The sequence below is a fragment of the Pseudomonas sp. MYb118 genome, assembly GCF_040947875.1.
Lineage (GTDB): Bacteria > Pseudomonadota > Gammaproteobacteria > Pseudomonadales > Pseudomonadaceae > Aquipseudomonas.
This window is the reverse complement of sequence record NZ_JBFRXN010000002.1, coordinates 2,505,358-2,531,957: the sequence shown is the minus strand read 5'-3', so window position 1 is coordinate 2,531,957 and position 26,600 is coordinate 2,505,358. Positions and strand designations below refer to the sequence as shown.

The window sequence follows — 26,600 nt, the reverse complement described above, 5'->3', positions numbered from 1 at the left end:
CCCGGCCCTATCGTTTCCCTGTCACTGAAATCAGTGATCGGGTTTGGTAGCCCGGTTTCGTATCACGGCGCATTACGGCACCTCTAATGGTGGCCATGCGCGGGGCCCTTTCGAGGGCGTCGGGAACTGATACGACCGGCCTACCAACCCGCGCATGGCCGCCACCCATCGTTTGGTAGCGAGAGTGATGGCTCGATCCTCAAGTAAACTCGTATCAGGAGTTTTATCGATGCCTACGCCAATACCCGATTCACCTGAAACCGATCCATCCTCAGCCATCGAGGACGCCGATCAACCGCTGACCACCATCGGCCTAACCCCCTTCCACTACTGCAACAACGAACCGCTATTCCGGGTTAACCGCGGCGTTCCCGTGGCCGATGCTCTGGAGCAAGTGTCAGATCTGCTCTTCCTCGCCAAGCTGTTGGCCGTCGATGCCGCTTACGCCAAAGACAGCGACCGTCACGCGTGGGCGGCGCATCACTTGACGTCGATGAGCAAGGCAGTGATTGACGATGTGCAGAAGGTGCTAAGCCGTTGGCCGCCGATCAAGACTGGTCCTAAGCAGTCGAATTGATCGTTAATGAAAAAGGGTAGCTGCAAGGCTACCCCTTTGAACTTGGAGATTGAGATACTCAACCCGAGCCCTGGGGGTGATGTAGCCACGCTTCACACCGTCGTTGCACCGTTGTTGAAGCACCTACGTTGGCTATGACTCTGCAAGGCTGGCCGCCAGGTTTGGCTACCTTAACGCTTTGCCCATCGTTAGTAGCTTATCCGCCGTGCTAGGTATGCAGTCATCTGAAAAGGAGTTTCATTGATGCCGGAAGACAAAAGGTTGGTGATGACAGACGAAGAGAAAGCTATCTGCGATGAGGCGATACGATTTGCCCGAACTAACAAAAAAGCTATCGGCAAGCGTCTCACGGACCAAAGCAAATACCCTCCTGAGAAAGAACCTGTTTCGGTCTTCATGGCAGGGTCGCCAGGGGCCGGCAAAACTGAGGCGTCGTTAGCCCTGCTGAACCTATTTTGCGATACCCCTATCTTACGCATTGACCCTGACGAGCTCAGAAGCGAATTCGAGGCGTATAAAGGCGGCAACGCTTGGCTTTTCCAAGGCGCCGTTTCAATTCTGGTTGATAAGCTGATGGACCTTGCCTTGGAAAGGAAGCAATCCTTTCTGCTGGACGGAACCCTTTCGAATATCGAGATCGCAAGGAAAAATGTGCAGCGGTGTCTGGACAGGGGAAGGTTTGTCCAAATTCTTTACGTGTATCAAGACCCTAGGCTGGCTTGGTCTTTTGTGAAGGCCCGAGAGGAAGCCGAAGGGCGAAGAATTTTGGCCGAGCATTTCGTCGAGCAGTATTTCGCAGCACGTGACGTGGTAAACACGCTTAAGCTAGAGTTCGGCAAAGACGTCCACGTCGATCTGCTTTTGAAGCACATTGACAACTCTGGTCGGCTGTACAAGGCTGGCGTTGACAAGATCGACTACCATATACCCGAGAAGCATACGAGACAGGAATTGATGGCCATGCTTGGGATCAATGACGGAGCAGCCCAATGTTTACCATGAAATCCGGTTCCACGAAGGAATCCACAAGCCCATTCGCAGACTTCATTCGCAATGCGAAATCGGAAGAAAAGAAGCGGGTTTACAGTGAAGTCCTGATCGAGGCGACCAAAAAACAGAATGAAATCATGTTGGCGGCTCGTGCAAAACAGGCCTGACGACGTAAGTAATTCCAGAATGCCCGGCCCAGCGCCGGGCTTTTTGTTTTGCCACACATTGCCAATGTACGTTATCCCTCAGAGTTCAATGCACCACCGACCTTAGCCCCCACTCCAAACAACCGATCCGCAATCTCCCGCCCTCGCTCCACCCCTTCCCGAGTCAGCCAGACCGATTTGTTCTTGTTCACCGGATCTTCGATGAGGCCGCGCTCATGCAATCGGCTCATGGTTTCGAAATCGAATCCCTTCCAGGCACGGCCTCCGTCGAAGCTGAAGGTTGCCATCAAGGCAAGCACGGCTTCTTCAATCAGTTTGTCGTCGTATTCCATGGTCATTGCTCCGCTCATAAAAACCGGGACCGTAAAGCAGCTCCGCTGCGCCTCCTCGGTAAACTCTTCAGGTGGCTGGAGGGCTCCGCAACCGCGGTTGGAAGCCCTGATTCCACTATCAGCTACGAGTCAGAAGAAGGGTTCATTTGCGGTCAGCCTCAAGACACCTTCAACTCCACCGAAACATGCCCCCGCGTCATCCGCGAATACGGGCAGATCTCATGCGCCGCATCCACCAGTTCCTTCTTCACCTTGTCCTCCAACCCGGAGATCTTCACGTCCAGCCGAACCGCCAACTGGAACTCGCCGTTTTTGGTTTTCCCCAAATCCACTTCGGCATTCACTTCCGTGTCCTGTGGCAGTTTGACCTTTTGTTGCCCGGCGGCGACCTGTAATGCGCCGAGGAAGCAGGCGGAGTAACCCACGGCAAACAGTTGCTCGGGGTTGGTGCCCGGCTTGCCTGCGCCTGGTGAGCTGAGGGTGACGTCGAGCTCGCCGTCGCTCGATTTGCCGGTGCCGGTGCGTCCGCCGACGACCTGGGTTTTGGCGGTGTACAGAACGGTTTCCAATCCAGTGCTCATGACGGTGACTCCTGTTGTTTGCTGTGGGTTATTCACCGAGTGTGCCGGTGTAGTGTGCCAAGCGTATTTCCACGTCGGCTTTTTCCTGCAGGCCGAGTTTCATCAGTTGGCCGATGCGTTGCTGCGCGGCCGGGCGTTGGACCGAGCCGATGAAGCCGTCCCATTCGGCGGCGATGGCTTCATGGGGTGGCAGGCTGGAGGCGTCGACCAGGCGTTTGATTTCGCTGATGGATTGTTTGTCGAAGCGGGCGATGCGGCGGGCCATGGTGTCGACGAAGGGGTCGAGTTCGGCGTCGGGCAGTGCGCGGTTGACGTAGCCGTAGCGTTCGGCGAGTTCGCCGTCGATGTCGTTGCCGGTCAGCAGCACTTCGAGGGCTCGGCCTCGGCCCATCAGGCGCGGCAGGCGGGCCATGGGGCCGCCGCCGGGGACAAGGGCGGCGCCGATTTCCCATTGCGAGAGGATGGCTTTTTCGCGGCTGGCGAAGCGCATGTCGCTGGCCAGTGCCAGTTCGCTGCCGACGCCGGTGGCGCGGCCGCGAATGGAGGCGATGGAGACGACTTTGGCTTTGCTCAGGCGCACCAGCATGTCGGGCAGCGGTGGCAGGCCGGTCGGGCCGTTGGGCATGCTGGTGGTGTCGGTCAGCGGTGGGACGAAGTCGTAGTGGGTGAGGAAAAAGCCTGGTACGTCGCTGTCGAAGACCACGACTTTGACCTGTGGATCGGATTCGAGGGCCGTGACCACCTCGTTCAGTTGCGGCATGGTTTCCGGGCCGTAGATGTTGTACGGCGGGTTGTGGAAGGTGACTCGCCAGTATTCGGGTGTGATGCGGGTGAGTTTGATCTGCTGTGGTTTCATGCGAAATCTCCAGAGCGTCATCACAAGACAGGGTGTCGGAGACTTCGCCAGGAGTCGATGAAAGTCAGGGGGCGAGGGTCGGCTTGAGGGTTCGAGTCGTGCTCGAATCAAGGGTTGGCCCGGAACACATCGCCTTGCGCCGGCAGCTCCGCGACATCAAGGCTAGCAGTGCCTATTGGGCTTTCAAGTGGGGCCGACCGCCGGCCTGTTTGGTGCGTCTGTAGGAGCGAGCTTGCTCGCGATGGATGCCGGAGCACCGCGGGGTGTCAGGTTTCCAGCGTTATCGTTCACGACCATCGCGGGCAAGCCCGCTCCCACAGGGTTGCGGGGTGTCTGGGGGATGGCGTTGTCGGTGGCGATGATCGCGAGCAGGCTCGCTCCCACAGGGTTGGGGGATTCTGTAGGAGCGAGCTTGCTCGCGATGGATATCGGAACACTGCGGGGGGTCAGGTTTCCAGCGTTATCGTTGACGACCATCGCGGGCAAGCCCGCTCCCACAGGGTTGCGGGGTGTCTGGGGGATGGCGTTGTCGGTGGCGATGATCGCGAGCAGGCTCGCTCCCACAGGGTTTGGGGATTCTGTAGGAGCGAGCTTGCTCGCGATGGATGCCGGAACACCGCGGGGTATCAGGTTTCCAGCATTATCGTTGGCGCCCATCGCGAGCAGGCTCGCTCCCACAGGTTTTTGGGTTGTGGGAGCGGGATGGTTAGCGGTTGGAGAGCATGAAGGTGTCGTATTCCAGGTCTTCCAGGGCGGCGGAGAGGCGGTGTAGGCCGAGGAGGACGCAGATGAGCAGGGACAGGGTGAAGCCGTAGCCGAAGAAGCTCGGGCCGAGGATCATGCTGAATACCGTCAGCGCGCCGTTGAGGGCGGCGAAGAGGACGCAGAGTTCGAGGACGACGGCGCGTTTGTCCAGGTAGAAGAACACGTTGAGCAGCGCCATGAACACCACCTGGATGCTCACGCCGATCAGGTCGATGTAGAACAGCGGCAGGTAGTAACTGGAGATGCCCAGCCAATCGAGCAAGCGCGGGGCGAAGAGGAACAGCAGGACCACGGTCAGGCCCTGGACCTTGCAGATTTCCAGCAGGCCCTGGCGGATGGACAGGGTCATTTCGGTTTTCAGCGAGCCGATGTGTTGCAGGGTTTCGCCTTCGCGGATGGCGCGGAACAGGCGGTCGTACCATTCGGCGAAGTCGGTTTCGATGCGCACCAGAAACACCGCCATGCCGGGGATGATCGCCAGGTACGCGATGAAGATCGGCAGGTCGTACAGGATCGAGGCGCGCAACGGGCCGATGACTTGGTTGGAGGTGCCGGGGTTGAACCAGAACAGGAACTTGTCGATCCAGATGCCGAAGTTATAGAAGAACCCGGTGGCCAGCAGGCTGAGGAATACCTGGCGACGGTCGAGGAAGTCGAAGGCGATCAGTTTCTCGGCGCGGTACTCACGGAGGATGTCGTAGAGGTACAGGAACAGCAGCGTGCTATGGCCGATCAGCAGCGCCAGCAGCAGGCCCGGGATCTTCAGGAACGCCAGCAGCCAGGCGCTCACCACCATCAGCGTGTAGCCCACCAGCATCACCAGCAGGATGCGGTTGTAGGCCTTCATCCCTGACAAAAAGATGATCACCAGCCAAAGGTTGCACAGTACAACGAAGTTGGCCACCACCAGCAGCCGGTACAGCAGCGGCTGGTCGAACAACAGGCCGAGCACGATCACCCCGAGCACGCCCGACGCCAGGGTCACCAGCAGCAGGATGCCCAGCAGGTTGGGCAGGATCTGCTCGTATTTCTGTTCGAACAGGCGGTCGGAGACGAAGCGGGTGAAGTACAGCTGCAAGCCACCGGTGAGGATCAGCGAGGTGGCCATCAGGTACGTCACCGTCACCAGGAACTGCGCCACCAATGAGTTGGGGATCACCAGGCCCAGGCTGATGATGCCCACCAGCATCACGCTGATGATCGACAGCACCCACGGGCCGGAGCTGATCAGGCCGGCGTAGACGTAGGCGTGCAGGGTTGCGGTGTAGGAGTCGCGCGAGAGGATCTTGCGCAGCTCGAAGCCAATACCGGCCATTCAACGGTTCTCCATGGAGGCCCGATACAGGTCGCGGTAGCGCTGCAGCATCAAGGCTTCGGTGTAATAACGGTTAACCCGCAGCAGGCCGCTGGCCTGGGCGTCGTGCCAGCGTTGCGGGTTGCGCAGCAGTTCGAGGATGGCGTTGCAGGTGGCCTGTGGGTCGGCGATCGCCACCACTTTGCCGGCCAGGCCCAGGTCGCGGTCTTCGGCGCTGCCGCCTTCGATCAGTTCGCGGCACGAGCCGACGTCGCTGCTGACCACCGGCGTGCCGGCGGCCCAGGCTTCGAGGATCACCAGCGGTTGTGCCTCGCTGATCGAGGTCAGCACCATCAGGCCGAGCTGCGGCAGGATCTCCTGGATGCGCTGGAAGCCGAGGAAATGCACCTTGCCCTCCAGGCCCAGGCTGGCCATCAGGCTGCGGCATTCGCTGACGTATTCCGGGTCTTCCTCTTCCGGGCCGACGATCCAGCCTTCGGCTTCGGGCATGGCGCTGATCACGCCGCGCATGGCCCGCAGGAAGGTCTTCACGTCCTTGATCGGCACCACGCGGCCGATCAAGCCCACCACCGGGGCGATGCCCGGTGCGCGGGATTCCAGCGCGGTGGTCCACTGCGGCAGGTCAATGCCGTTGGGGATCACCTGGGTGCGCCTGGCATCGGCGCCGTCCTTGATCTGGCGCTGACGGTTGCCGTCGTACAGGGCGATGATGTTGTCGGCGCTGTTGTAGGTCAGTTGCCCGATGCGTTCGAAGAAGCGGACCCACAGGGTGCGGATGTAACCCGAGCCGGCATCCAGGCTGCGGTTGAGCGCCTGGCCGGAGCTTTCGGCGATCCAACTGGCCTGGGCCAGGTCGATCTTGCGCTCCTTGGTGTAGATGCCGTGCTCGCTGAGCAGGTAGCTGCACTTCCAGCGCTGCTTGAGGATGCAGCCGAGCAAGCCGGCGTAACCGGTGGACACCGAGTGCAGCATGCGCGCCCGCGGCATCTTGCGCGACGCTTCGGCGAGCATCAGCAGCGGCGACTGCATGGAGCGCAGGGTCCAGAAATAGTTGACGAACGACGGGTCGGCGCAGTGCAGCAGGTAGCCTTCGCTCAGCGCTTCCCAACTGGCGCGGCTGCGCAGTACGTCGTCGAGGGTCATCTGGCCCTGGGCGATGCAATCGAGCAGGCGCTCGCCCAGTTCGGGCTCTGGCGCATCCGGGTGATGCAGGAAGCGATAGAGGTCGAGCAACTGCTGCTGGTCGGCCTCACGGGGTTTGCCGTGGACGTTGACCGGGCGGGTCGCGTCTTCCAGGAACACTTCTTCGATGTGCAGCACGTTCGCCGGCACTTCGTAGCGCCGCGTCGGGTAGGCCGAGCGCTGGCCGCCGATGAACATCACCGAGAAGGTCAGCTCGGGCAGGCCGAGGATCATCTGGTGGATCCAGCTCGACACCCCGCCGCGCACGTACGGCCAGGTCCCTTCGAGCAGCAGGCAGATGTCGGCCAGCGGCGCCTCTTGCTGTTGACTCATGTCCAGCTCCTCACCAGCTCAGCGAACGGCGGCCGCTGGCGGGTTTTCTCGGGCAGTTGCGCGAGCAGCCCGGGGATTTCGTCATAGTGCCCGGCCTCGAAGGCCAGTTCGGCGTGGAACGGCAAAATCTGGGCCGGGTCCATGCCGCTGTCCTGGGCCTGATGCAGCAGCACCTCGGCACGCTCGATGTTGCCACGCACCAGGGCGATACGGCCGGCGAGCAGGAACAGTTCACCGCCCTCCCCCGCGTCAAGGCCTTGCTCGGCATGCTCGCTGGCCTGGCTGAGTACGTGTTCGAGCACGCTGCCCTGTGCCAGGCCGAGATAGGCCAGTTCCCAGTACCAGCGCGCCAGCGTGCCGTGCAGCGCGCCGGCGGCGGAGGCACTGGCGCCGACCAGCTGCCCGAGGGCAATCTGGATGCGCAGGTTGATGTCGCTTTCCTGTTTGTCGAGCATCGAGTACGCCAGCAGGCGCACGTCATCGCTGGGGTCGCCCAGTGCCAGTTTGAGGATCGGCACCGCGTCCTTGCCCTGCATGCGTCGCGTGGCCAGCAAGGCGGCCAGGCGCTGATCCGGGTCGGGGGCATGGCGCAGCACATCCTGCAGACCGCCATCGGCGAAGATCGGCGAATGCAGTTGCTGTTGCGCGCGGAACGGCAGGCTCGGAATGCCCACCGCCTGCCATTCCTGCTTGTCGCGTTTGCGCGGCAGGTACAGCGCCGGGAAGATCGCCAGCACCACGCCGAGCATGCCGATCACCGGCACGAAGAACGCCAGGCTGAAAATGAACAGCGGGCTCCACGGCAACGGTGCACGGTAGCGCGCCGGCAGCAACAGCCATACCGCGCCGCACATCATCGCGCACGCCAGCGCATGGCTGAAGGTGAACGCCAGCAATTGTTGCCACTCGGGCGCCGCCAGCCACAACGTGGCCCAGCTGCCGCCCTCTAACAACAAGGCTCCGCTAAACAGCCACTTGCTGATCATTCAGGCCACACTCGTTGAACAGGAAATTACGCAGCTCCTGACGGTCAACGCCAGGCTCCAGGTTGAACGGCATCACTTTGACGCCCAGGCTGTCGAAATCACTTTCGATGCCGAAGTGCTCATGCAGCAGCAGGCTGATGCGTGTCAGATAACCTTCGGTGCCTTGCGGGCTGGTCAACGGCAACAACACCAGCAGCAGCTTGTGCTCGCGGTTGTTGAGTACCGGCAGATGCAGGTCCAGACCACGCTGGCTGCGCTCCATCAGGCGCGTCAGCTCCTCGTTGGGGCGGGTCATCTCAAAGGCGAACAGCCCGGCCGGCAGTTGATGCTGATCGGCATCCGCCAGCGAACGCTTGAGCTGCAGGGTGAATTGCTGGGCGCGCGCGTCGGGCAGTTGCAGCACTTGCGGGTCGCGGCGCAGCAGGTCGGCGATGTGCCCGGCGAGCAAGGCCAGCAGGCTCAGGGTGCGGTCCTTGAAGGCGAAGAACGGCATCTGCCGCACCGCCAGGATCGCCAGCAGACGGCCCTCGGCATCAATCAACGGAATGCACGCCTGCAAGGAGGAAAACTGCGAAGAGGTGCCGGCATCAATCAGCTCTTGGCGCACGCTCACCAGTTCGCCACGTTCCAGGCACAGCTTGACCAGGCCGTCGTCGGTGCTCAGCGGGCCCATCACGCCGATGGTCGCCAGGGCTTGCGGCAGGACGTTTTTACCCTGCTCGTCGACGCGGTACAGGCCAGCCACGCGCAACGCTCCGTACTGCGCCAGCATCGACACGACCGGCTCCGCCAAAGCGCTTAGCGCATCGCCGGCGTCGGGCATCACCCGCAGTTTTTCCCGCAAGCCCAAAAGGGAGCTGCGCAGGCTCTGGTCACTGCCGGCCACGCGCTGTTCGAGCAGGTCGTGGGACACGCGCAGGATCTGGTGCGCGCGGGTGAAATCATCGAGGCGATACTGGCGGTATTCGTTGGCCATTTGCAGGCGTTCCAGACGCCGCATCCACAGGTCGCGAACTTCCCCCACCAGCATCCCGCACACCAGCACGCCGACGATGAAGGACGAGTCGATCTGCTCGTAACCCGCCAGCCCGAAGTGACGCAGGGCAAACATCGCCAGCACCAGCAGGCCGGCGCTGAACAGGCCACGGACAAATCCGTAGCGCACGCCCAGCAGCATCGGCGCGAGAATCGGCCAGGGGAAACCGCCGTGTATCTGCAACGGGTCAGCCGGGGTCAGCCACAGGCCCAGGCCGATGGCCAGGCCCGTCACCAGCAGCGTTTCCAGCCAAGACACCGGGCCGCTCGCTTGCGGCGCCAGGCTGTAATCCATGTGGGGAGAATTCATTGCGATTACTCGAACCGAAGGGCGCCAACAAGTTTGTCGAGAACAGTCTGCGCGGTGCCCGCCAGGCTTTCACGGGACCAGCCGGCGCGGGCGCCGCTCTTGCTCCACAGCACACGGCCGCTTTCGGCTTCGAGTACGCGCAGGCTGATGCCGACCGCCGGCTCGCCGTCCAGGCCGTTCTTGTATTGCCACTCTTCGACGGAGCCGGAAATGACATAGTCGAGCTTCTGCTCGCGCGCCCACTCCAGCGCACCGGCCAGGCGCTCGTTGTCGTCCATCAGCGCTTGCTCGCCCTGGGCACTCGCCGGGTAAACCCGCGGTTGCAGGCCACGGCTGCTGAGCACGCTGAGCAGGATCTGTTCGCTGCGCTCGCCGGCCTGCGGCGTCTGCGAGTAGTTGACCATCGGCACGATGCCCCACTGCGCGTTGCGCGGCAGGTTCGGGCTGGTTTCGTCGGTGAAGCTGGCGCAACCGGCGACGACCAGGGCGGCGAGGGCCAGGCCCAGATTACGAATTGCTTGCATAGTTTTTCTCCGTAGATTCCATGATCAGCGCCCGAACCGCACGCCGTAGCTCACACCCAGTGTTCCGCCCGATTTGCCGTCCCCGCCTTGCGGCGCGGACTGGTAACCGACGGTCAGGGCCAGTTCGTCGTCACCCAATACTTCAAATCCGATGCCGGTGTTGAGGCCGTAGTTGAAGGTTTGATCCAGCCACTGCCAACCCGCCGTCACGTCCACCAGCCAGGTGTATTGCGGCTTGGTGCGCACCAGCGCGCCCGGAATGCCACGACGCCAGGTGCTGCCGACATACAGTTGGCCGTAGCGGCTTTGCAGCAGGTCGCTGGCCAGGACTGTATCGTCAGGATCGAGGTTACCGTCCTCGTCGATCCCTCTGATGATCGGCCCGTCTTTAAGGCTGGAAAGATAATCCAGGCGCTTGTCGTTCACGTTGTTGTGCTGATAGTCGACACCGCTGCGCACAGTCCAGTTGGGGCCTGCGAACTCCAACGTGTGGTTGAATTCGGCCCTCAACGCCTCACCATTGCCCAGGCTGTCACCGGCACGGGTAGAGAACGAGCGCTTGGCGATTTCCCAGCTGAACTGATCCCTAGCGCTGAGGCTATGACGACCGCCCAGCCACAGGCGATCCTGCTCGCCAAAGGCGCGCATCAGGCCGCTGTCGTCACTCTTGCGATGCCAGTCCACACCGGTTTCCAGTTCGTCACTGACACTCAACTGCCAACTGCGGGAAAGGCCCAGGCCATTGCGGTCGTCGTCCTTGCGCTGACTGGTGTCGGCGAACAATTTGTAGCTGCCGTTTTCCACCGGACGCGTCAGGGTCAGGGCGGCGTTGCGCTCGGTACCGATGCGCGAGCCGATCACGTCGTCACCGTCGTAGGTGCCCTGCTCCAGCTCCAGGTCGGCGTACCAGTTGTCACCGATGTTGTGGGCGATTTGCAGGCGCGGCGCATCAAAGGCGATGCCGCCGTAATCCTGATCCTGCCAAGACAGCAAGGCGCCTTGCGGCGTGCTGTCGTGGATCTCCACGGCCTGACGGCGCAACTGGTCCTGCACGGTTTCTGGCTGGTCGTCACCGAGCGCTTCGAGGTTAGTCGCCAGCGCTTCATTGACGCGCCCCAGGCGACTCAGGGCCTGGGCCCGTTGTGCCGGGTTGAGGTCGCTGCTGGCCAACAGGGTTTCGACTTGCGCCTTGTTACGACTGCGCAACGCCTGCTGGATCTGCTCGTAGCGGTCGACCTTCAGGCCCTGGCTTTTCGCCCAGTCCAGCCAGGCATCTTTCTGCGATTCCTGATTGGTGGCATCCAGGCGCGCGAGCAAGCGGTCGAACCACAATTGCAGCATGGCCGGCGAGCCGTCCTGACGCTTGGCCACTTCCTGCTGGGCCTTGGCCGGCGAATAACTGCTGCTCATCAAACGCAGCCAGGTCCGGTAGCGTTCCTGCGACGGCTGGGCGGTTTCAGCCTCGGGGCTGCGCAGCAGTTTCAGGCGCAGGCGCTGGGCCGCATCCTGATAACCGGCGTCATACAGCGCATCGGCGTAAGCCGCCTGCACCAGCCAGTCGTTGGGCATGTTCTTCAGGTACAGGCGATACCAGGCCAGCGATTCGCTGTTGCGACCCAGCAGCTGGTTGGCACTGGCGAACGCCAGCCACAACACTTGATCGCCACGGGCGCGGGATTTCCACTGGGTCACCAACGGCTTGAGCTCGGCGATATTGCCCTGGTCAACGTAGAGCCACATCAGGCGCTCACGGAACAGGTTTTCATCCGGGTATTTGGACAAGCCCAACAGGTACAGACGCTTGGCTTCCTCGGGCTGGCCCTCGTGCATCGCCAACGCGCCACGCACACCGAGCACCTGATCCTCTTCGAAGATCGCCGGATCCTGCTCGGCCTCCTTCAACAGTTCGGTCACTTTCGGCCAGTCTTCCAGCTCCTGTGCCAGCAGCAAGGCATCGACCAGGCGAATCGGGTTGCGGGTACGCTGCCAACTGTCGACCAGCAATTCCAGCGCACGCCGTGGATTGCTCAGGCGATAGCCGGCAATCAGGTGCGATTCATCGTTGGAGTTGAGCGAGCCCTTGATCGCAAGCAGCTTCTCCAGCGACGCGCGCAGTTCATCATCGAGTTCCAGATCCCAGGCCAGCGCGGCGCGGGTGGTCCAGTAGTCCTTGTCGGTGATCTTGTCGCTGTTCTTGACCTGCAACACGTTCCACGCGGCCTGATTGTCAAACAGCTTGAGGTGGGTGCCGGCCCAGTCGATCCGCTCGGGAATGGTCAGGGCAAAACGCTTGGAATAATCCTTGTAGACGCGGGCCTTGACCGCGTACTGCCCGGTGTTTTCCAGGTTTTGCAGCAACCGGGTCCAGGCCAGGCGATGCTTGGGGTACTTGCGCACGTAGGTGTGCAGCCAGGCTTCGGCCAACTCCGGGGTGCCGCGTGATTCGTGGGCGTAGGTCACCGCGTCCAGCTCGGCGTCGGTCAGCGCGCGGTGCTTGGCAATGCCTTCGAGCAACGGGATCGCGTGGTCGAAATCGAACTGCGCGATTGCCAGGCGCCACGCGTGCTCACGGACTTGCGGCGATTCATGCAGCGCCAGCAGGCGCATCCAGAAATCCAGCGCCGACTCAATATCGCCGCGCCATTCGGCCAGGTGCGCCATCTGTTCCAGCAACGCCTGTTCTTCAGGGAACTCGAGCAACAGTTGCTGGCCACTTTCCCAGGCACCGGCCAGGTCATTCATGGCCAGTTGCGTGGTGAAGTCCTTGCGCAAAATACGCGGGTTGTCCGGCTGCAACACCCGCCACTGAGCGATGAAGCGCTGCACCAGATCAAAACGCTTGTTGCCCATCGCAACATCGACGCCCTGCTCGATCCACGGCGCATCGGTCTCCGGGTTTTGCAGCTGGTCCAGCTCATCGGCCAGCACTTGCGCCGCCTCGGCGCCGCGATCGGCCGCCAGCAGGCTGGTGAACGCCAGATGGGCGTACTCGCGGTGCTCGGCAGGTTCCGTGCTGTCCTTGCTCAGTTGCAGATAAATGTCTGCTGCCTTGCCCGGCTGCTCGCCAGCCAGATGCCATTGCGCAGCGGACTTCAGCGCCTCGGTACGTTGCTTGGGGTCACGCTCGGCAATCTCTTCGAACACCGTGGCGGCGAAGGCCGGGGCCTGGAGCGTCAGGGCCAGTTTGGCCAGGCTCTGCAATTGCGACAGGGACAAACGCCGATGATCGAAATTCTGCAGGCGCGCCACCAGCGCCTCACGCACACCGGCGTCGTCGCTGTTCGCCGCTTCCAGTGCATCCAGCTCCAGCCGGTAATAGGCCTGCACGGGTGCCACGGGCGCGGGCCACGCTTCCAGGTGCTGGCGGGCCTTGGTGTAGTCACCAAGGCCGATCAGCAGGTCGATCAACTGCAAGCGCAGGTGATCGTTATCGGGGTGCGCCGTCAGCAGCAGTTCGGCGTAGTTAGCCGACACCGCATCCGGTTCACCGCCATCGGGCTGGAACACTTCCTCGCGCTGGAACGTCGCCCACAGCAGGCCGCCCACGGTCACCGCCACCACCGCCAATGCCCATGGGTTGAGCAGGCGGCTGTTTTTAGTTGCAGACGAGTTGGCCATTACTCACCTGCTTCATTGGTAATTGAAAAGTCCACAGGCCGGCGGCTGCCTTGCCGGCGAAACGCTGCCCATCCACTTCGACCCGGCAAACCGTTGCCGAGCGCACCGAGAAGGTCAGATCGACCTGCCCGGCAAAGGAAAAGCTCACGCGTTTGTCATCCAGATAGCGCCAGTCCTGCAACGGCAGGTTGGCTTCCTCCAGCGCCGGGCGTGGGTCGCGGTCAGCACGCAAAGCGAGCAACGCCTGGTCACTGCTCAGGGCCACGTAGCGCCCTTGCGGCAGATCACGTACACCGGCCACGCCTTGCGAGCGACGCAGGTCCGGCCAGCCCAGTTGCGGGTCGATGCGCAGGGTGCGCAGCGCATCCATGCCACGAATCTGCCAGTCGCCATCGGCGGTACGCGCCAGGCTGGCCTGATACAAGCCGTGCAGGCGGTCGAGGTAATCGCTCATCCACAACGACAGCGGCTGCTGCCCGCGCATGTAGGCGTAGATCTCGTCCATCGCCTTGATCGAGGCCTGTTTGGTGCTGGAGTAGAAGTGGTAGTACAGGTGCAGGCCGCGCAGGCGACGCGGGCTGTCGGTCAGCTCGAAGGTTTCCACCAGGTCGCGAAAGCCGTAGTACGGGCCCTTCCACAGGTTGGTGTAGACGTTCTCGTTGATGATCGGCGCGTAGTACTGCAAGCCGCCTTCGGTGGGACGCAACAGCGGGTTCAAACCGGTCAGCGACGGGCGCGCCTTGGTCAGCATGGTCGAGGCGCCGTTGACGTTCTTCAGGCCGGCGTCGTAGGCCAGCTTGATAGTGGCTGCCGACGGCAAGGCATCACCCGGCCAGAACACCATCTTCACCGGTTTTTCCGGGGTGGTGAGCCGCTGGTTGATGTAGTCGCGCGAGCCGAAAATTTCACGACGGAAGTCGATTTTGTCGTAGCCCGGGATGGCCATTTTCAAGCCGTACTCGGCGCTGAAATCCTCGTCTTCCTGAGCCTTGTCCGGCTGCATGTAGAACGGGTGGCTGAAGGTGTGGGTGGCGACTTCGACCTTGGGGTCCGCGAACAACTCGCGGGCGAGCGGCTCCAGCTCGCGCGCCAGGTGCGGGTACATGCCACGCGGCGAGATCTCGCCTTCGATGATCGACACCGAGGTCAGGAACGGGTTGGGCCGGATGAAATCGGTGAGCACCTGTTTGCCGGCATAGGGCGAGCCGCGCACTTCGGCACGCGAAGGGAAACCGTCGCCATCAATGTGCACGGTGGCGATGCGTCGACCGTTTTCGGTGGTGGTGTCCGGACGCGGTTGCGCCGGCAGACGCAGGCTGGCCTGAACGAACGCGAACGGATCGAGGATCCAGCGGCTGCGCTCGTTGTTGCTTTCCAGCACATAGGGCGCCAGCGCCAGGCCACCCCACTCGCCGATGGCCACGGGCGCGAAGGTCTGGCCGTTCTTGCCGGTCAGCAGCAACGCCGCTTTCGGCCCCTGAGGCAGCAAGGAAATGGCGCTCAGCTCACGAGAGCGAGGCTGCACCGGTGCTTCGAAGGCGCCGATCAGCGCCTTGTCCTGATAGGTAATGCTCAGCGTCTGCAACCCGGCCGGCGGCGCGAGGTTGAGCCCCAGGCGCTTGAGCAGCGCCTTGTCCTCGACCGGCAGGCCGGCCATGAACGCCAGTGGCACTTTCTCGTCCAGACGCTTGCCCAGCCAGCGATTGAAACCGGTGCTGTCCTGGGGCGGGCCGCTGCTCATCCAGGTGACGATGCCGGCGTACAGACCACTGAAGCGGTGTTCGGGCAACGCGTCGACGGCCAGGTAATCGACCCGGTAGCCGAGGTACTCCAGCAGACCGCCCAGCAGCGAGTGGCCGACGTTGACAGTCAGGTCGCCTTCGCGCGGGTCGTAGACCATGGCGATGCGACGCGGCTGGACTTCGATATTGCTGACGCCGATCGAGTCCAGCTCCGGGGTGCTGATGAAGGGAATGAAGCCCTCGTCACGCAAACGTTTGGCCAGTTTCCGGGCCTCTTCGCGGCGTTCAGGTGGCAGATAGTCGATGGCCACCAACGGAATGCCCTTGGCGCGCAGCGGCTGCAACTCGCCGAGCAGCCACTGGCGATCATTCTCCGGTACCGGGCGATAGCGCTTGGCGGCCGCATCCCAGCCGGCGTACATGGATTCGAACGCTACCGCTGACGCGACACCGTCCAGCTCGGGCAACACTTCGAAGCCACGGTTGAAGAACAGCTTCAGGCCAGGCTGGCGTTTGTGCAGTTCGCGCAACAGGCTGGCGAGGGCCACGCGCTGAGCTTCACGCGAGGCTTCGGGCAGCAGTTGAAAACTGTCCAGGGTATCGAGAAACAGCCCGTCGTAACCTTCGGCCTGCAACGCCTTGGCGCGACCCAGCAAGTGATCACGCCAGGCCGGCGCGGTGAGGTCCATGACCTGGCTGTTCCACGACTCGTTGCGCACCGGGCTGATCGCCTTGCGCAACCCGGCCTTGTCGATTTCAGCCTTGCTGCCGTCGAATTCGCCAATGGACACGTAGGCAAACGGATGGCTGCCCAGTTTGCGCAGGGTTTTGACATCGCTCGCCGTCATATGACCCGGCTCGACCACCGACCAGTCGAACTGCGCCAGCTCGGACAGTGGCGGCTGATCGGCGTACCAGAAGACCACACTGGCCGGTTGTGGCAAGGCCGCAGCCTGGACCGTCGGCCCGGTCGCGAAGATTGCCAATGCAGCGAACAGCCGCTTGGCAAGGGCACGGACACGTGTCCTGCGAAAAACGATTTGCATAATTCACTCTTGAATTGACTGAACCGATACCGCTCGAACGTCCGACATCCGGACCGACAGGTTACAAACTGCGCAGCAACTGCGCTAAACCACTGCCGATGGAAGTCGGCGCCGGGAGCGAGAAACGCTCGAGCAGACGCGTGTTGTCAGCGCGCGAGTGGCGTATGTCGCCTTGACGCGCAGCCTGATAGTTCACCGTCAACGCGTTGCCGGTGGCGCTGCCCAGTTCGGCGATCAGATCGTTGAGGCTGGTGGCGCGACTGAGCCCGACATTCACCGCACCAGGGCTCGCCTCGTTCGCCTCCACGGCCTGGACGAGAATACTTACGAGGTCCTGAACGTAAACGAAGTCACGGGTTTGTTCGCCATCACCGAAAATCGACACCGATTGGCCGGCCCTCGCCCGTTCGGTAAAGATGCTGATCACCCCGGAATACGGCGACGAGGGATCCTGACGTGGGCCGAAAATATTGAAGAACCGGAAGATCACCGGTTCCAGCTTGTGCTCACGACGGTAGAAGTCCAGGTAGTACTCGCTGGACAACTTGTCGCTGGCGTACGGCGTCAAAGGCGACTTGGGCGTGTCCTCGGTGATGGCCGTGCCTTCGCCATTGTTGCCGTAGATGGCCGCACTGGAGGCGAACACGACCCGCTTGATGCCGGCCTTGACCATGTGCTCGCACACGTTGAGGGTGCCGACGAAATTGCTTTGATGGGTGGCGACCGGATCATCCACCGACGCCTGCACCGAAGCCACGGCGGCCAGATGCACGACAGCCGTGCAGTCGCGCATCGCCTGCTCGACCACGACAGGGTCCGCGACATCGCCGACAACGAGATTCAGGTTGGCATTGCCGATCGGCAGATTACCGACCTTGCCGGTCGACAGATTATCCAGAACACGAACTTTGTAGCCCTTGCCCAACAACGCATCGACCAGGTGCGAACCAATGAATCCTGCACCGCCGGTAATCAGTATTCGTCCATCAAACATGCAGTTTCTTCCTGAAGATTCAAACGGACACCGCGACTGTTACGTCCGCAAGCGGTGGTTCCAGGGAACACGACCAGGCTGATAGCAATTCGCCCAGCTTATTAGACAGTGCGACATCGCTGCGGTCTTGAAGGTTCAAAATTTAGCAACCGAACGACGACTTTATGGCGGTATGCCATTTATGCGGCGCGGATAATGTGTGATCGACATCACACTGTCAATAGTTTGTCTTTATTGTGGTGAGATTATGGATCCAATTAATGATCGTCATTAAATTGACATAAAAGCTCGTGTTTTTTTATCCCTTCATTTACGGACGAATACTCAGGAAATTTCCCGCAAATTGCAGCGAACCCGAGCTGATTGTGTTGTGGGCCAATGAAATCTATTTTGGTCAGACGAAAATTATTGGCGATGAACAGGTTTGACCTGAACTACCCACACAAGGACCAGATGTTGAAAGGAGCTCGCCTTGCAACTTTCCAGATCAACCAGCCCCCTGATCGGTACGGGCTTGTACACTCCGTCTGAGGCTTCGCGATACACGGGAATTCCGGCGGCGGACATTCGCCGCTGGCTGTTCGGATACAGCGTCAAGGGCGTCCAATACCCCAGGCTTTGGATGTCCGCGATGGCTGAACTGAATGAGCACACGCTTGGGTTTCAGGACCTGCTGGAAATCCGCTTTGTCCACGCCTTTCGCCAACACGGCGTGAGCCTGCAGGCGATTCGCAATGCTTCGCGGCAGGCCTCACGGATATTCAATCAAGCCTACCCCTTCACCTGCAAACGGTTCCAAACCGATGGCCGCGATATTTTCGCCACCTTGTTGAGTGATACCGGAGATGAGTCGCTCCTCGACCTGGTGAAAAAACAATACGCCTTCGAACAGGTCATCAAGCCATCGCTCTATGACGGTATTGATTACAACATCGCCGGCGCGGCGCAGTGCTGGTACCCCGTCAGACACAGCCAAACCATTGTCCTCGATCCTTGCCATAACTTCGGCAAACCGATTCTTTCCGCTTTTGGCATTGATACATCAGTGATTTTCAGCGCCTATCAGGCAGAAGGGGCAGACGCCAGGCGCGTGGCACAACTTTATGAGATTCCGGTCACCGCGGTTGAGGCGGCGATTGATTACGAGCACAGGAAAGCGGCTTGAATTTTTTGATCGACAACAATCTCCCCCCTGCCCTCGCTCGCGCCCTCAATGAATTGAGCAAAGCCGAAGGTCACGCCGTATTGCCCCTGCGAGACAAATTCGCGCAGAGCACTGCTGATCTTGACTGGATATCCGTGCTGATGGATGAAGGTAATTGGGCCGTTGTTTCACAGGACAACTTCACCAAAGGTGCCGTTGAAAAGAACGTATTTCGCGAATGTGGACTGCCTGTGTTCTGTTTGGCCAGGCATTGGAGAAACGAACCCTACTGGAGCAAGGCGCACAACTTGGTGCGGTGGTGGCCAGCCATCATGATTAAGGCAGCTCAAACGCGAGGGGGAGCGGCTTTACGCATTCCCTGGAAGTTTCCGGCTCATGCAAAACTCGATCAGGTAAAACTCTAAAACACCTCAGCCCTCCCCCCAACTCACCCAGTGTGCAGCCTCGTGATGCTCGCCATGCAATCAATGCAATCATTGATTGAGGCGAGCAAATGACCCCACCCGCTCCACGGTTAAATTTTTCTTCACCCCACCCACTCCCACCAACCGTTACATTGCCCTCGCTCATTCAAGAAACTACGGTTTGCCCGCCCTCCCGCGGGCTTTTTTTGTCTGGTGGAAAGTCATCGAGAACCGCTTGGGTCGATGATTCATTCACAATTTGTTAAGCATTCACCCCATATGCTCAGGGGACCTCCCTTGGGCAGTCACCCACCATGTCGCGTCCCGTCTCCTCGTTGTTCCTGCTGGCGGCAGTGCTGTTTTTCTTTGCGCTGGGCAATCACCAGTTGCAAGGCTCTACCGAGACACGGGTCGCCGGGATTGCCATGCAGATGCACCTGGACAATGACTGGGTGACGCCACGGCTGTTTGGCCAACCGTTCCTGGAGAAACCGCCCCTGAGTCTGTGGCTCGATGCCGGGGCGATTCGCGCGTTGGGTGGTACGCCGTGGGCGGTGCGGTTGGCGTCGGCATTTGCGGGGTTGTTCAGCGTGATGTTGCTGTACGCCATGCTGCGCCGAATGGGCAGGCCCCAGGCGATTGCCTGGACCGCCGGCATCCTGCTGGCGACCATGGCCAGTTACTGGAGCAACTCGCGGGGCGTTGGCGAAGACGCGTTGTTGGCCCTGGGTGTGAGCATGGCGTTGCTGGCGTTTTTCCAGGGCCATCGCCAACCAGGCTTGGTCAACGCCGTACTGTTCGTCAAAGGCATTGCCATCGCGACACTGAGCAAAGGCGTGTTGGGCCTGGCGATGCCGGGGGTGGTGATCTTCGCCTACCTGTTGGCCAATAGCCTGATCGACCAGCGGCTGGTACTGCGCGATTGGTTAAGGCCTGCGTTACTGACGCTACTGGGGTTGGTACCGCTGATGATCTGGCTGGCGGTGCTGTATCAGCGCGGCGGCTCGCAAGCCCTCGCCGAAGTGCTGCTGACCAACAGTGTGGGGCGCTTCAGTGGTTCGTTCGTCGAGGCCGGGCACTACGAGCCGTTCTACTACTACCTGGCCAAACTGCCCCAGGCTTTCTTGCCGTGGAACATCCTGGTGTACCTGGGCCTGTGGCACTTTCGAAAAAGCCTGATGGCCAACCGGTACCTGCTGTTTTTCACCCTGTGGATACTGGCGCAGTTCCTCATGCTGACCCTGGCGTCGAGCAAGCGCACCGTTTACCTGATGTCCATGACGCCGGCCGCCGCGGTGATTGCCGCGGAGTATGCCGCCGTACTGTTCGAACGCCTGCAGCAATACCAGGGTGCCCCGAACCTGTCGGGCCGCATTGCCCGCCACCGCCGGGGTTTGGCCATGGGCGTACTGGCCGTGGTCATCAGCGCCTACCTGGCCGCCGCACAATGGGCGTTGCCTCGCGCCGACCGCCAGTTGTCGTTCCTGCCGCTGACGCAACAGATCCAGGCGATGCAGACCAACGGCCAGCACGTCGCCCTGTTCCAGGCCAACGAACGGACAGGAGGCGCCAGCGTGTTCTACACCCAAAGCCTGCTCACGGGGTTGGATACGCAAGCGCAGTTGCATGAATTTCTGAGTGCATCGCCGGCCAACGTGGCGGTGATTGCGGCAGACTCACCACCGGCGCCAACGATGAAAGTGCTGAAGACCATGCGGGTGGGGCGTCAGGATTACTTCTTCGTCGGGCAATGACAGCCCGCGTTATCGTTAACGACCATCGCGAGCAGGCTCGCTCCCACAAGAGGGCATACATACCCCTGTAGGAGCGAGCTTGCTCGCGATGGTAGACCTGGCACCGCGGGGCATCAGACAGCCCGAGTCACCGTTAACGACCATCGCGGGCAAGCCCGCTCCTACAGGGGTAACGCTTGCCTCGCGCAACAGACTCCACCGGCACCTCCAGACGCGCCCGGCCATAGAAGGCCAGCGCCGTCAGCAAACACGCCAGCCACACAAATATTCCCGCCCAAAAGGTGTGGGACATGTAATGCCACCCCTGCAACACCCGCGTAGTACCGTAAACAAACCCCAGCACCAACGAGCCATACATCAGCGCCTTGGAAAACCGCCACCGATACCGCCGCGCCACGAAGTACAACGCGAGCATGGTGAACCCGCCCGAAGCATGCCCTCCCGGCCAGCAACGCCCATCCCCCGCTTCACTGAACAAGCGGAAATTGTCGAACCACTCAATGTGATCCATCTTCCCGCCGTAGAGCGTCGTCTCGATCGGGCAGTACACCCCGGTATGGGATTTGAGGAAATGGATGACACCGGTGCAAACGGAAAAGGCGACGACCACAAACCAGAAATCCCGTCGATGCCCGGCGGCGAACTTCAATACGGACGCCAGCCTGCTCCGTTCGAGAAAGCCCGCCAGACGCGGACGCTTGCCGGGATTGACCAGCGGCCAGAGACACGACAGCAGCGCGCCGATCAAGGCGATTTCCGCGGTCCAGTTCGGGATGATCCGCGCCCACTGTGTGCGTCACCCGCTCGAAAAAATGAACCTGGTCGAGCGGAAACGTATGGGTGATCGGGTCATAAAAAAGATTGCTGAACGCCCTGTCGATCTGTGTCATGTCGAACAGCAGGAACACCAAGGCAGCGCAGGCCAGCGGCACACCGAAGTTCCAGGCATAAAAACGCAGAGGCGTACTCATTGGAAAGCCACCGAACGCCAGTCAGACGCCTCGATGAAACCGAGCATGCGTGGCGCCTGCGAGGCACCGGCGGAGACGAACAGCGAAGCGCCGTAACCCAGGTTGGAGGACGGTAACTTGAGGTCTTTCTCGATCTGCGACATGCATTCGCTGTGGGTCACCAGCACCAGGTTGCGTCCGGGCACCTTGTGCGCCAGTGCATCGCGCAACATCGTGCCGCGGCAACTGACCAACCAGTCGTCGTTCGCACTCACCTTGTTGAACATGTAGCGGGCGGTCTGTGCCGTGCGGGTCATCGGGCTGTTGTAGATGTCGGCGCTGTCGAGCCCCAACTGTTCGAACTGCGCACCAATGCCCACTGCAACGCTGCGCGAGCGATCGGTGATGCCGTCGTTACCCGTCAGGCAAGCGGCTTTGGAGTGATCGCAGCGCTCGACATGGCGCACCAGCACAATCACATCGCCCTTCGCCCACTCGGACACCAAGGCCCGTGCGGCAGCGACATTGCCATGGGCCAGGTCGGGCACGGGAGCGGGCCGTAACAGCCACACCGTCAAGGGGATGACCAGCAACGCCGATGCCACGATCACCGCCGTGTTTCGATAGCGGGCCCAGCGGCTCAGATCAATCGAGCGCTTTACCCCGAACAGACTCAGTCTCAATTCCACATCAGGCCGCCTCACCGGCATGCATCACTTGATTTCGATGCGCCGAAGTTAAAGAGGCGGGCGTTGGCACCCGGTGAAACCCATGTGAAAAAAAACTGAAGACCCGCAAAAGCCTTGTTACAGATTTGTCCTACAGAAACCATTCAGCTCTGGGCCCGGCTGCCGATACAAGCCTTTCACAAACCTTTTGGCTACGAAAAACAACAATCTTCCAGCCACTCGACGACCGCAGCGCAACGTTCCTGGAGGAATTTGATGAATAGCTGGTTCGGCAACATCAGCATGAACATGAAACTGGGCCTGGGTTTCGGCCTGGTCCTGGCACTGACCGGCGTCCTCGCCCTGACCGGCTGGACCAGCCTGGGCAGCCTGATCGACCGCAGCAACTGGATGAGTGACATCACCCAGCTCAACTCCGGCCTGACCAAGCTGCGCGTGGCCCGCCTGCAATACATGCTGGCCAACGGCGACGAAACCACCGCACAGAACGTGCTGGTCAACCTCGATGCCTTCGACGCCCAGCAAAAGTCAGTGCTCGAGAAATTCAAGAGCCCGGAAAACCTCAAGCTGCTCAACGAGCAAGCCTCGCTGATCGCCGCTTACCGGATCTCGCTGGAAAAAATGCGTGTCGCCTACCGCGCCGGCAACAGCGCCCGCGACGTGATGACGGCCAACGCGCAAACCGCGAACTCGCTGATCAACGCCATCAGCGACGAAGTGCAGCGCATGCCCCTGAGCGATCAGCGCTTCGAGCAATTCCAGGCCATCACCGCGGCCAAGGAAGCGTTCATGCTGGCCCGCTATGAGGTGCGCGGCTACACCGCAGCGGTCAACGCCGATACCGAGCTGAAAGCAGCCAACCAGCTTGACGCCGCCGTCGCCAGCCTGGAGCAGCTCAACACCCATTTCGCCGCCACCCAGCAGGACGCCCTGCGTCAGTTGGAAAAGGCGTTGACCGACTACCGCACCGCGGTGCGCGCCTACAAAGCCACCAACAACGATGTGGTGCAGGCCCGCAAGGAAATGACCGATCAGGGCAACACGATCGTCACCCTCAGCGAGCAGCTGTACCAGATCCAGCTGGATCGTCGTGACGCCGAAAGCGCCCAGGCACGCACCCTGCAATTGATCAGCACCTTGCTGGCCCTGCTGGTGGGCATCATTGCCGCCGTCATCATCACCCGCCAGATCACCGGTCCGCTGCGCGAGACGCTGGCCGTGGTCGAGCGCATCGCCGGCGGCGACCTGTCCCACGACGTCCACGTGACCCGTCGCGACGAACTCGGCGTGCTGCAACAAGGCATCGCCCGCATGGGTGTGACCCTGCGCAACCTGATCAGCGGCATTCGTGATGGCGTCACCCAGATCGCCAGTGCCGCCGAAGAACTGTCGGCCGTGACCAGCCAGACCAGCGCCGGTGTGAACAGCCAGAAGGTCGAGACCGACCAGGTGGCCACCGCCATGCACGAAATGACCGCCACTGTGCAGGAAGTCGCGCGCAACGCCGAAGAAGCCTCGCAAGCCGCTGCCGCCGCCGATGGCGAAGCCCGGGAAGGCGACAAAGTGGTCAACGAAGCCATTGCCCAGATCGAACGCCTGGCCACCGAAGTGGTGCGTTCCACCGAAGCGATGGGCGTGCTGCAACAGGAAAGCGACAAGATCGGCAGCGTCATGGACGTGATCAAGGCCGTGGCCGAGCAGACCAACCTGCTGGCGCTCAACGCTGCCATCGAAGCGGCGCGCGCCGGTGAAGCCGGTCGTGGTTTTGCCGTGGTCGCCGACGAAGTCCGTGGCCTGGCCCAGCGTACGCAGAAATCCACCGAGGAAATCGAAGGCCTGGTGGCCGCCCTGCAGAACGGCACGCAACAGGTGTCGACGGTGATGAACAACAGCCGCACTCTCACCGACAGCAGCGTGGCCCTGACCCGCAAGGCCGGTGAGTCGCTGGACAACATCACCCGCACGGTGTCCAACATCCAGTCGATGAACCAGCAGATCGCTGCTGCGGCCGAACAGCAAAGCGCCGTGGCCGAAGAGATCAGCCGCAGCATCATCAACGTGCGCGACGTGTCGGAACAAACCGCCGCCGCCAGCGATGAAACCGCCAAGTCCAGCGTCGAACTGGCGCGTCTGGGTGGTCAGTTGCAGGCGATGGTGAGCCACTTCCGGGTGTAACGGTTACCGCTGACCTGTGGAACCACGACCCACTGTGGGAGCGAGCCGGCTCCGGGCGGCGCTCCGACGATTGCGGTGGGTCAGTCACCATCCCTCTAGGATGTGACACCCTCATCGCGAGCAGGCTCGCTCCCACAGGTTCCAGCTCCAGAGTTTTTGCTGTCTACACCGCAATCGCATTGGTAAACACCAACCGATTACCAAACGGATCAGCGATGGTCATGTCCTGGCTACCCCAGGGCATGGCCTGGATCTGTGGGTGCGAGAACTTGTACTCCTTGGCCAGCAGCTGCTGCTGGAACGCCTCCAGCTCATCGGTCTCGATGCGCAATGCCGAACCCGGCGTGCTGTCGCCGTGATGCTCGGACAGATGCAGCACGCATTCACCCCGGGAGACTTGCAGGTACAGCGGGAAATTCGGCTCGAAGCGATGCTGCCAGTCGATCTTGAAACCCAGAAAATCGACGTAAAACTCCACGGCCTTGTTTTCATCGAAAATCCGCAGGATCGGTGTGGTTTTGCCGAAGCTCATTTCGTTGCTCCCAGACTGGTAAGGCCTTGATTGTAGTAGGGCCAGTCTCAGCACTTCGGCTTCATGCCAGCATTCTTTAATTGCAATGTGCCATCATTGTGACCCAGGTCTCGGAATCGTTACCGGAAGCCGTCTCGCAAATCCCCTTCACGCGCCAGAAACCGCCCTTCCCGCTTGCCGTTCGCCTGGCCGTCGCAATAACTCAACACGCCGTTGACCCACACCCCGTCGATGCCCTCGGCCGCGCGCTGCGGATCGTTGAAGTCGGCGACATCGCGAATGCGCGCCGGGTCGAACAACACCAGGTCGGCCCAGTGCCCCTCGCGGATTTCGCCACGCCCTTGCAAGCCGAATCGCGCCGCCGACAGGCCAGTCATCTTGTGCACGGCGGTGTGTAACGGAAACAGCCCTACATCGCGACTGAAATGTCCGAGCACTCGTGGGAAAGCGCCCCACAGGCGCGGGTGCGGGAACGGGTCTTCGGGCAGGCCGTCGGAGCCGACCATCGACAACGGATGCGCGAGGATCCGGCGCACGTCCGCCTCGTCCATGCCGTAGTACACCGCCCCGGCCGGTTGCAGGCGGCGGGCGGCGTCCAGCAACGAAACGTCCCATTCGGCGGCGATGTCCATCAGGTCCCGGCCGCCCTGCTCAGGGTGCGGCGTCGACCAAGTGATGGTGATGCGGTGCGCATCGGTCACCTGCTTGAGGTCCAGGGTCGAGGAGCTGGCCGCGTAGGGATAACAGTCGCAGCCCACCGCGTGGCTTTGCGCGGCTTCCTCGAGGCGCGCCAGCAGTTGCGGACTGCGCCCCCAGTTACCGGCACCGGCACATTTGAGGTGGGAAATGATCACCGGCGCCTGGGCATGACGGCCGATCTGGAACGCTTCGTCCATGGCCTCCAGTACCGGTTCGAATTCGCTGCGCAAATGGGTGGTGTACACCGCTCCGAACGCCGTCAGTTCCTCGGTCAGTTGCATGACTTCTTCGGTGGACGCCGAAAACGCGCTGGCGTACGCCAGGCCGGTGGACAAGCCCAGCGCACCGGCTTGCAGGCTGTCGCGCAACTGCGCGCGCATGGCGCTGATTTCATCGGCTGTGGCGGTGCGATACAGGTCGTCCAGGTGGTTGCTGCGCAGCGCCGTGTGGCCGACCAGAGCGGCAACGTTCAAGGTGGTGTGCGCCTCCTCGACTGCCGCCCGGTAATCGGCGAAGGTCGGGTAAACGAAGGCGGTGGCGCTGCCGAGCAGGTTCATCGGGTCCGGCGGGTCGCCCTTGAGGCTCACCGGCGAGGCGCTGATGCCGCAGTTGCCGACGATCACCGTGGTCACGCCCTGGCTGAGCTTGGGCAGCATCTGCGGCTGACGGATCACCACCGTGTCGTCGTGGGTGTGCACGTCGATGAAGCCCGGTGCCAGCACCCGGCCAGCGGCGTCGACTTCCTCATGGGCGCGGGCATCGGGCAAGTGGCCGATGCGCTCGATGCGGCCCTCGACAATCGCCACGTCGGCGGTGAACCCCGGCGCGTTGCTGCCGTCGATGACCAGGGCGTTGCGGATCAGCGTGTCGTACATCATG

General features: G+C 61.5%; 22 protein-coding genes and 1 pseudogene. 7 read left to right on the top strand and 16 right to left on the bottom strand.

Annotation, left to right across the window (positions count from 1 at the left end):
• The first annotated feature begins 229 nt into the window (after positions 1-229).
• From ABVN20_RS17355 to ABVN20_RS17345, 3 genes are all read left to right on the top strand, one after another.
• Entirely contained in the window at positions 230-577 is a 348-nt protein-coding gene (locus ABVN20_RS17355) for a DUF3077 domain-containing protein (protein ID WP_368556936.1), read from the top strand.
• A gap of 243 nt (positions 578-820) precedes the next feature.
• Positions 821-1,579, top strand: a complete 759-nt coding sequence (locus ABVN20_RS17350) for a zeta toxin family protein (RefSeq protein WP_368556935.1) — start codon at positions 821-823, stop codon at positions 1,577-1,579.
• Positions 1,567-1,734, top strand: coding sequence for a hypothetical protein (locus tag ABVN20_RS17345; protein ID WP_368556934.1), 168 nt, complete (start codon positions 1,567-1,569; stop codon positions 1,732-1,734). The genes ABVN20_RS17350 and ABVN20_RS17345 overlap by 13 nt, the downstream gene beginning before the upstream one ends.
• 71 nt (positions 1,735-1,805) lie before the next feature.
• On the opposite strand, the gene ABVN20_RS17340 is transcribed toward ABVN20_RS17345, so the two are convergent.
• The 12 genes from ABVN20_RS17340 to ABVN20_RS17285 form a co-directional block, all read right to left on the bottom strand.
• On the bottom strand, positions 1,806-2,066 hold the full coding sequence (locus tag ABVN20_RS17340) for a DUF6429 family protein (protein ID WP_368556933.1): 261 nt from the start codon (positions 2,064-2,066) through the stop codon (positions 1,806-1,808).
• Between the two features lie 158 nt (positions 2,067-2,224).
• Positions 2,225-2,647 carry an organic hydroperoxide resistance protein gene (locus ABVN20_RS17335; RefSeq protein WP_368556932.1) on the bottom strand — a complete coding sequence of 141 codons (423 nt, stop codon included), beginning with the start codon at positions 2,645-2,647 and terminating at the stop codon, positions 2,225-2,227.
• A gap of 28 nt (positions 2,648-2,675) precedes the next feature.
• Positions 2,676-3,503 (bottom strand): enoyl-CoA hydratase/isomerase family protein, encoded by an 828-nt coding sequence (locus tag ABVN20_RS17330; RefSeq protein ID WP_368556931.1) that lies wholly within the window; start codon positions 3,501-3,503, stop codon positions 2,676-2,678.
• 183 nt (positions 3,504-3,686) lie between these two features.
• Positions 3,687-4,160, bottom strand: coding sequence for a hypothetical protein (locus ABVN20_RS17325; protein ID WP_368556930.1), 474 nt, complete (start codon positions 4,158-4,160; stop codon positions 3,687-3,689).
• Positions 4,161-4,209: 49 nt separating this feature from the next.
• The gene (gene pelG / locus ABVN20_RS17320) at positions 4,210-5,583 is read right to left on the bottom strand and encodes an exopolysaccharide Pel transporter PelG (protein WP_368556929.1); all 1,374 of its coding nucleotides are present in this window, start codon (positions 5,581-5,583) and stop codon (positions 4,210-4,212) included.
• Positions 5,584-7,098: a GT4 family glycosyltransferase PelF gene (gene pelF, locus ABVN20_RS17315; RefSeq protein ID WP_368556928.1), complete on the bottom strand. Its 1,515-nt coding sequence runs from the start codon at positions 7,096-7,098 to the stop codon at positions 5,584-5,586.
• A complete protein-coding gene (locus ABVN20_RS17310) occupies positions 7,095-8,084 on the bottom strand; it encodes a HEAT repeat domain-containing protein (RefSeq protein WP_368556927.1) in 990 nt (329 codons plus the stop codon). Before ABVN20_RS17310 ends, pelF begins: the two co-directional genes overlap by 4 nt.
• Entirely contained in the window at positions 8,062-9,429 is a 1,368-nt protein-coding gene (locus ABVN20_RS17305) for a PelD GGDEF domain-containing protein (protein ID WP_368556926.1), read from the bottom strand. Before ABVN20_RS17305 ends, ABVN20_RS17310 begins: the two co-directional genes overlap by 23 nt.
• A gap of 5 nt (positions 9,430-9,434) precedes the next feature.
• Positions 9,435-9,953, bottom strand: a complete 519-nt coding sequence (locus ABVN20_RS17300; RefSeq protein WP_368556925.1) for a penicillin-binding protein activator LpoB — start codon at positions 9,951-9,953, stop codon at positions 9,435-9,437.
• Between the two features lie 24 nt (positions 9,954-9,977).
• The gene (locus ABVN20_RS17295; protein ID WP_368556924.1) at positions 9,978-13,571 is read right to left on the bottom strand and encodes a tetratricopeptide repeat protein; all 3,594 of its coding nucleotides are present in this window, start codon (positions 13,569-13,571) and stop codon (positions 9,978-9,980) included.
• Positions 13,549-16,359 (bottom strand): bifunctional glycoside hydrolase 114/ polysaccharide deacetylase family protein, encoded by a 2,811-nt coding sequence (locus tag ABVN20_RS17290; RefSeq protein ID WP_368556923.1) that lies wholly within the window; start codon positions 16,357-16,359, stop codon positions 13,549-13,551. Before ABVN20_RS17290 ends, ABVN20_RS17295 begins: the two co-directional genes overlap by 23 nt.
• Positions 16,360-16,420: 61 nt before the next feature.
• Positions 16,421-17,353 (bottom strand): NAD-dependent epimerase/dehydratase family protein, encoded by a 933-nt coding sequence (locus tag ABVN20_RS17285; RefSeq protein ID WP_368556922.1) that lies wholly within the window; start codon positions 17,351-17,353, stop codon positions 16,421-16,423.
• A gap of 472 nt (positions 17,354-17,825) precedes the next feature.
• On the opposite strand from ABVN20_RS17285, the gene ABVN20_RS17280 reads away from it, so the two are divergent.
• From ABVN20_RS17280 to ABVN20_RS17270, 3 genes are all read left to right on the top strand, one after another.
• On the top strand, positions 17,826-18,518 hold the full coding sequence (locus tag ABVN20_RS17280; protein ID WP_368556921.1) for a DUF433 domain-containing protein: 693 nt from the start codon (positions 17,826-17,828) through the stop codon (positions 18,516-18,518).
• Positions 18,515-18,922 carry a hypothetical protein gene (locus tag ABVN20_RS17275; RefSeq protein WP_368556920.1) on the top strand — a complete coding sequence of 136 codons (408 nt, stop codon included), beginning with the start codon at positions 18,515-18,517 and terminating at the stop codon, positions 18,920-18,922. The genes ABVN20_RS17280 and ABVN20_RS17275 overlap by 4 nt, the downstream gene beginning before the upstream one ends.
• Before the next feature lie 314 nt (positions 18,923-19,236).
• Complete coding sequence (locus ABVN20_RS17270) at positions 19,237-20,676, top strand: ArnT family glycosyltransferase (protein ID WP_368556919.1); 1,440 nt, start codon at positions 19,237-19,239, stop codon at positions 20,674-20,676.
• A 133-nt stretch (positions 20,677-20,809) separates the two neighbouring features.
• Here ABVN20_RS17270 and ABVN20_RS17265 read toward each other — a convergent pair.
• Positions 20,810-21,647 (bottom strand): annotated as a pseudogene (locus ABVN20_RS17265) (phosphatase PAP2 family protein).
• Entirely contained in the window at positions 21,644-22,315 is a 672-nt protein-coding gene (locus tag ABVN20_RS17260; RefSeq protein WP_368556918.1) for a histidine phosphatase family protein, read from the bottom strand. Before ABVN20_RS17260 ends, ABVN20_RS17265 begins: the two are co-directional and overlap by 4 nt.
• A gap of 255 nt (positions 22,316-22,570) precedes the next feature.
• On the opposite strand from ABVN20_RS17260, the gene ABVN20_RS17255 reads away from it, so the two are divergent.
• On the top strand, positions 22,571-24,490 hold the full coding sequence (locus tag ABVN20_RS17255; protein WP_368556917.1) for a methyl-accepting chemotaxis protein: 1,920 nt from the start codon (positions 22,571-22,573) through the stop codon (positions 24,488-24,490).
• A 163-nt stretch (positions 24,491-24,653) separates the two neighbouring features.
• On the opposite strand, the gene ABVN20_RS17250 is transcribed toward ABVN20_RS17255, so the two are convergent.
• Together ABVN20_RS17250 and ABVN20_RS17245 are read right to left on the bottom strand one after the other, a co-directional pair.
• Entirely contained in the window at positions 24,654-25,022 is a 369-nt protein-coding gene (locus tag ABVN20_RS17250; RefSeq protein WP_368556916.1) for a glyoxalase superfamily protein, read from the bottom strand.
• 119 nt (positions 25,023-25,141) lie between these two features.
• On the bottom strand, positions 25,142-26,599 hold the full coding sequence (locus ABVN20_RS17245) for an amidohydrolase family protein (RefSeq protein WP_368556915.1): 1,458 nt from the start codon (positions 26,597-26,599) through the stop codon (positions 25,142-25,144).
• Position 26,600 lies beyond the last annotated feature (1 nt).

Excerpts from the sequence above, each read along its gene's own strand:
- ABVN20_RS17250 (WP_368556916.1), bottom strand. The coding sequence starts at position 25,022 with ATGAGCTTCGGCAAAACCACACCGATCCTGCGGATTTTCGATGAAAAC.
- ABVN20_RS17335 (WP_368556932.1), bottom strand. The coding sequence starts at position 2,647 with ATGAGCACTGGATTGGAAACCGTTCTGTACACCGCCAAAACCCAGGTC.
- ABVN20_RS17350 (WP_368556935.1), top strand. The coding sequence starts at position 821 with ATGCCGGAAGACAAAAGGTTGGTGATGACAGACGAAGAGAAAGCTATC.
- pelG (WP_368556929.1), bottom strand. The coding sequence starts at position 5,583 with ATGGCCGGTATTGGCTTCGAGCTGCGCAAGATCCTCTCGCGCGACTCC.
- ABVN20_RS17355 (WP_368556936.1), top strand. The coding sequence starts at position 230 with ATGCCTACGCCAATACCCGATTCACCTGAAACCGATCCATCCTCAGCC.
- pelF (WP_368556928.1), bottom strand. The coding sequence starts at position 7,098 with ATGAGTCAACAGCAAGAGGCGCCGCTGGCCGACATCTGCCTGCTGCTC.
- ABVN20_RS17245 (WP_368556915.1), bottom strand. The coding sequence starts at position 26,599 with ATGATGTACGACACGCTGATCCGCAACGCCCTGGTCATCGACGGCAGC.
- ABVN20_RS17290 (WP_368556923.1), bottom strand. The coding sequence starts at position 16,359 with ATGCAAATCGTTTTTCGCAGGACACGTGTCCGTGCCCTTGCCAAGCGG.
- ABVN20_RS17295 (WP_368556924.1), bottom strand. The coding sequence starts at position 13,571 with ATGGCCAACTCGTCTGCAACTAAAAACAGCCGCCTGCTCAACCCATGG.
- ABVN20_RS17325 (WP_368556930.1), bottom strand. The coding sequence starts at position 4,160 with ATGGGCGCCAACGATAATGCTGGAAACCTGATACCCCGCGGTGTTCCG.
- ABVN20_RS17255 (WP_368556917.1), top strand. The coding sequence starts at position 22,571 with ATGAATAGCTGGTTCGGCAACATCAGCATGAACATGAAACTGGGCCTG.
- ABVN20_RS17340 (WP_368556933.1), bottom strand. The coding sequence starts at position 2,066 with ATGGAATACGACGACAAACTGATTGAAGAAGCCGTGCTTGCCTTGATG.
- ABVN20_RS17285 (WP_368556922.1), bottom strand. The coding sequence starts at position 17,353 with ATGTTTGATGGACGAATACTGATTACCGGCGGTGCAGGATTCATTGGT.
- ABVN20_RS17270 (WP_368556919.1), top strand. The coding sequence starts at position 19,237 with ATGTCGCGTCCCGTCTCCTCGTTGTTCCTGCTGGCGGCAGTGCTGTTT.
- ABVN20_RS17310 (WP_368556927.1), bottom strand. The coding sequence starts at position 8,084 with ATGATCAGCAAGTGGCTGTTTAGCGGAGCCTTGTTGTTAGAGGGCGGC.
- ABVN20_RS17305 (WP_368556926.1), bottom strand. The coding sequence starts at position 9,429 with ATGAATTCTCCCCACATGGATTACAGCCTGGCGCCGCAAGCGAGCGGC.
- ABVN20_RS17300 (WP_368556925.1), bottom strand. The coding sequence starts at position 9,953 with ATGCAAGCAATTCGTAATCTGGGCCTGGCCCTCGCCGCCCTGGTCGTC.
- ABVN20_RS17330 (WP_368556931.1), bottom strand. The coding sequence starts at position 3,503 with ATGAAACCACAGCAGATCAAACTCACCCGCATCACACCCGAATACTGG.
- ABVN20_RS17345 (WP_368556934.1), top strand. The coding sequence starts at position 1,567 with ATGTTTACCATGAAATCCGGTTCCACGAAGGAATCCACAAGCCCATTC.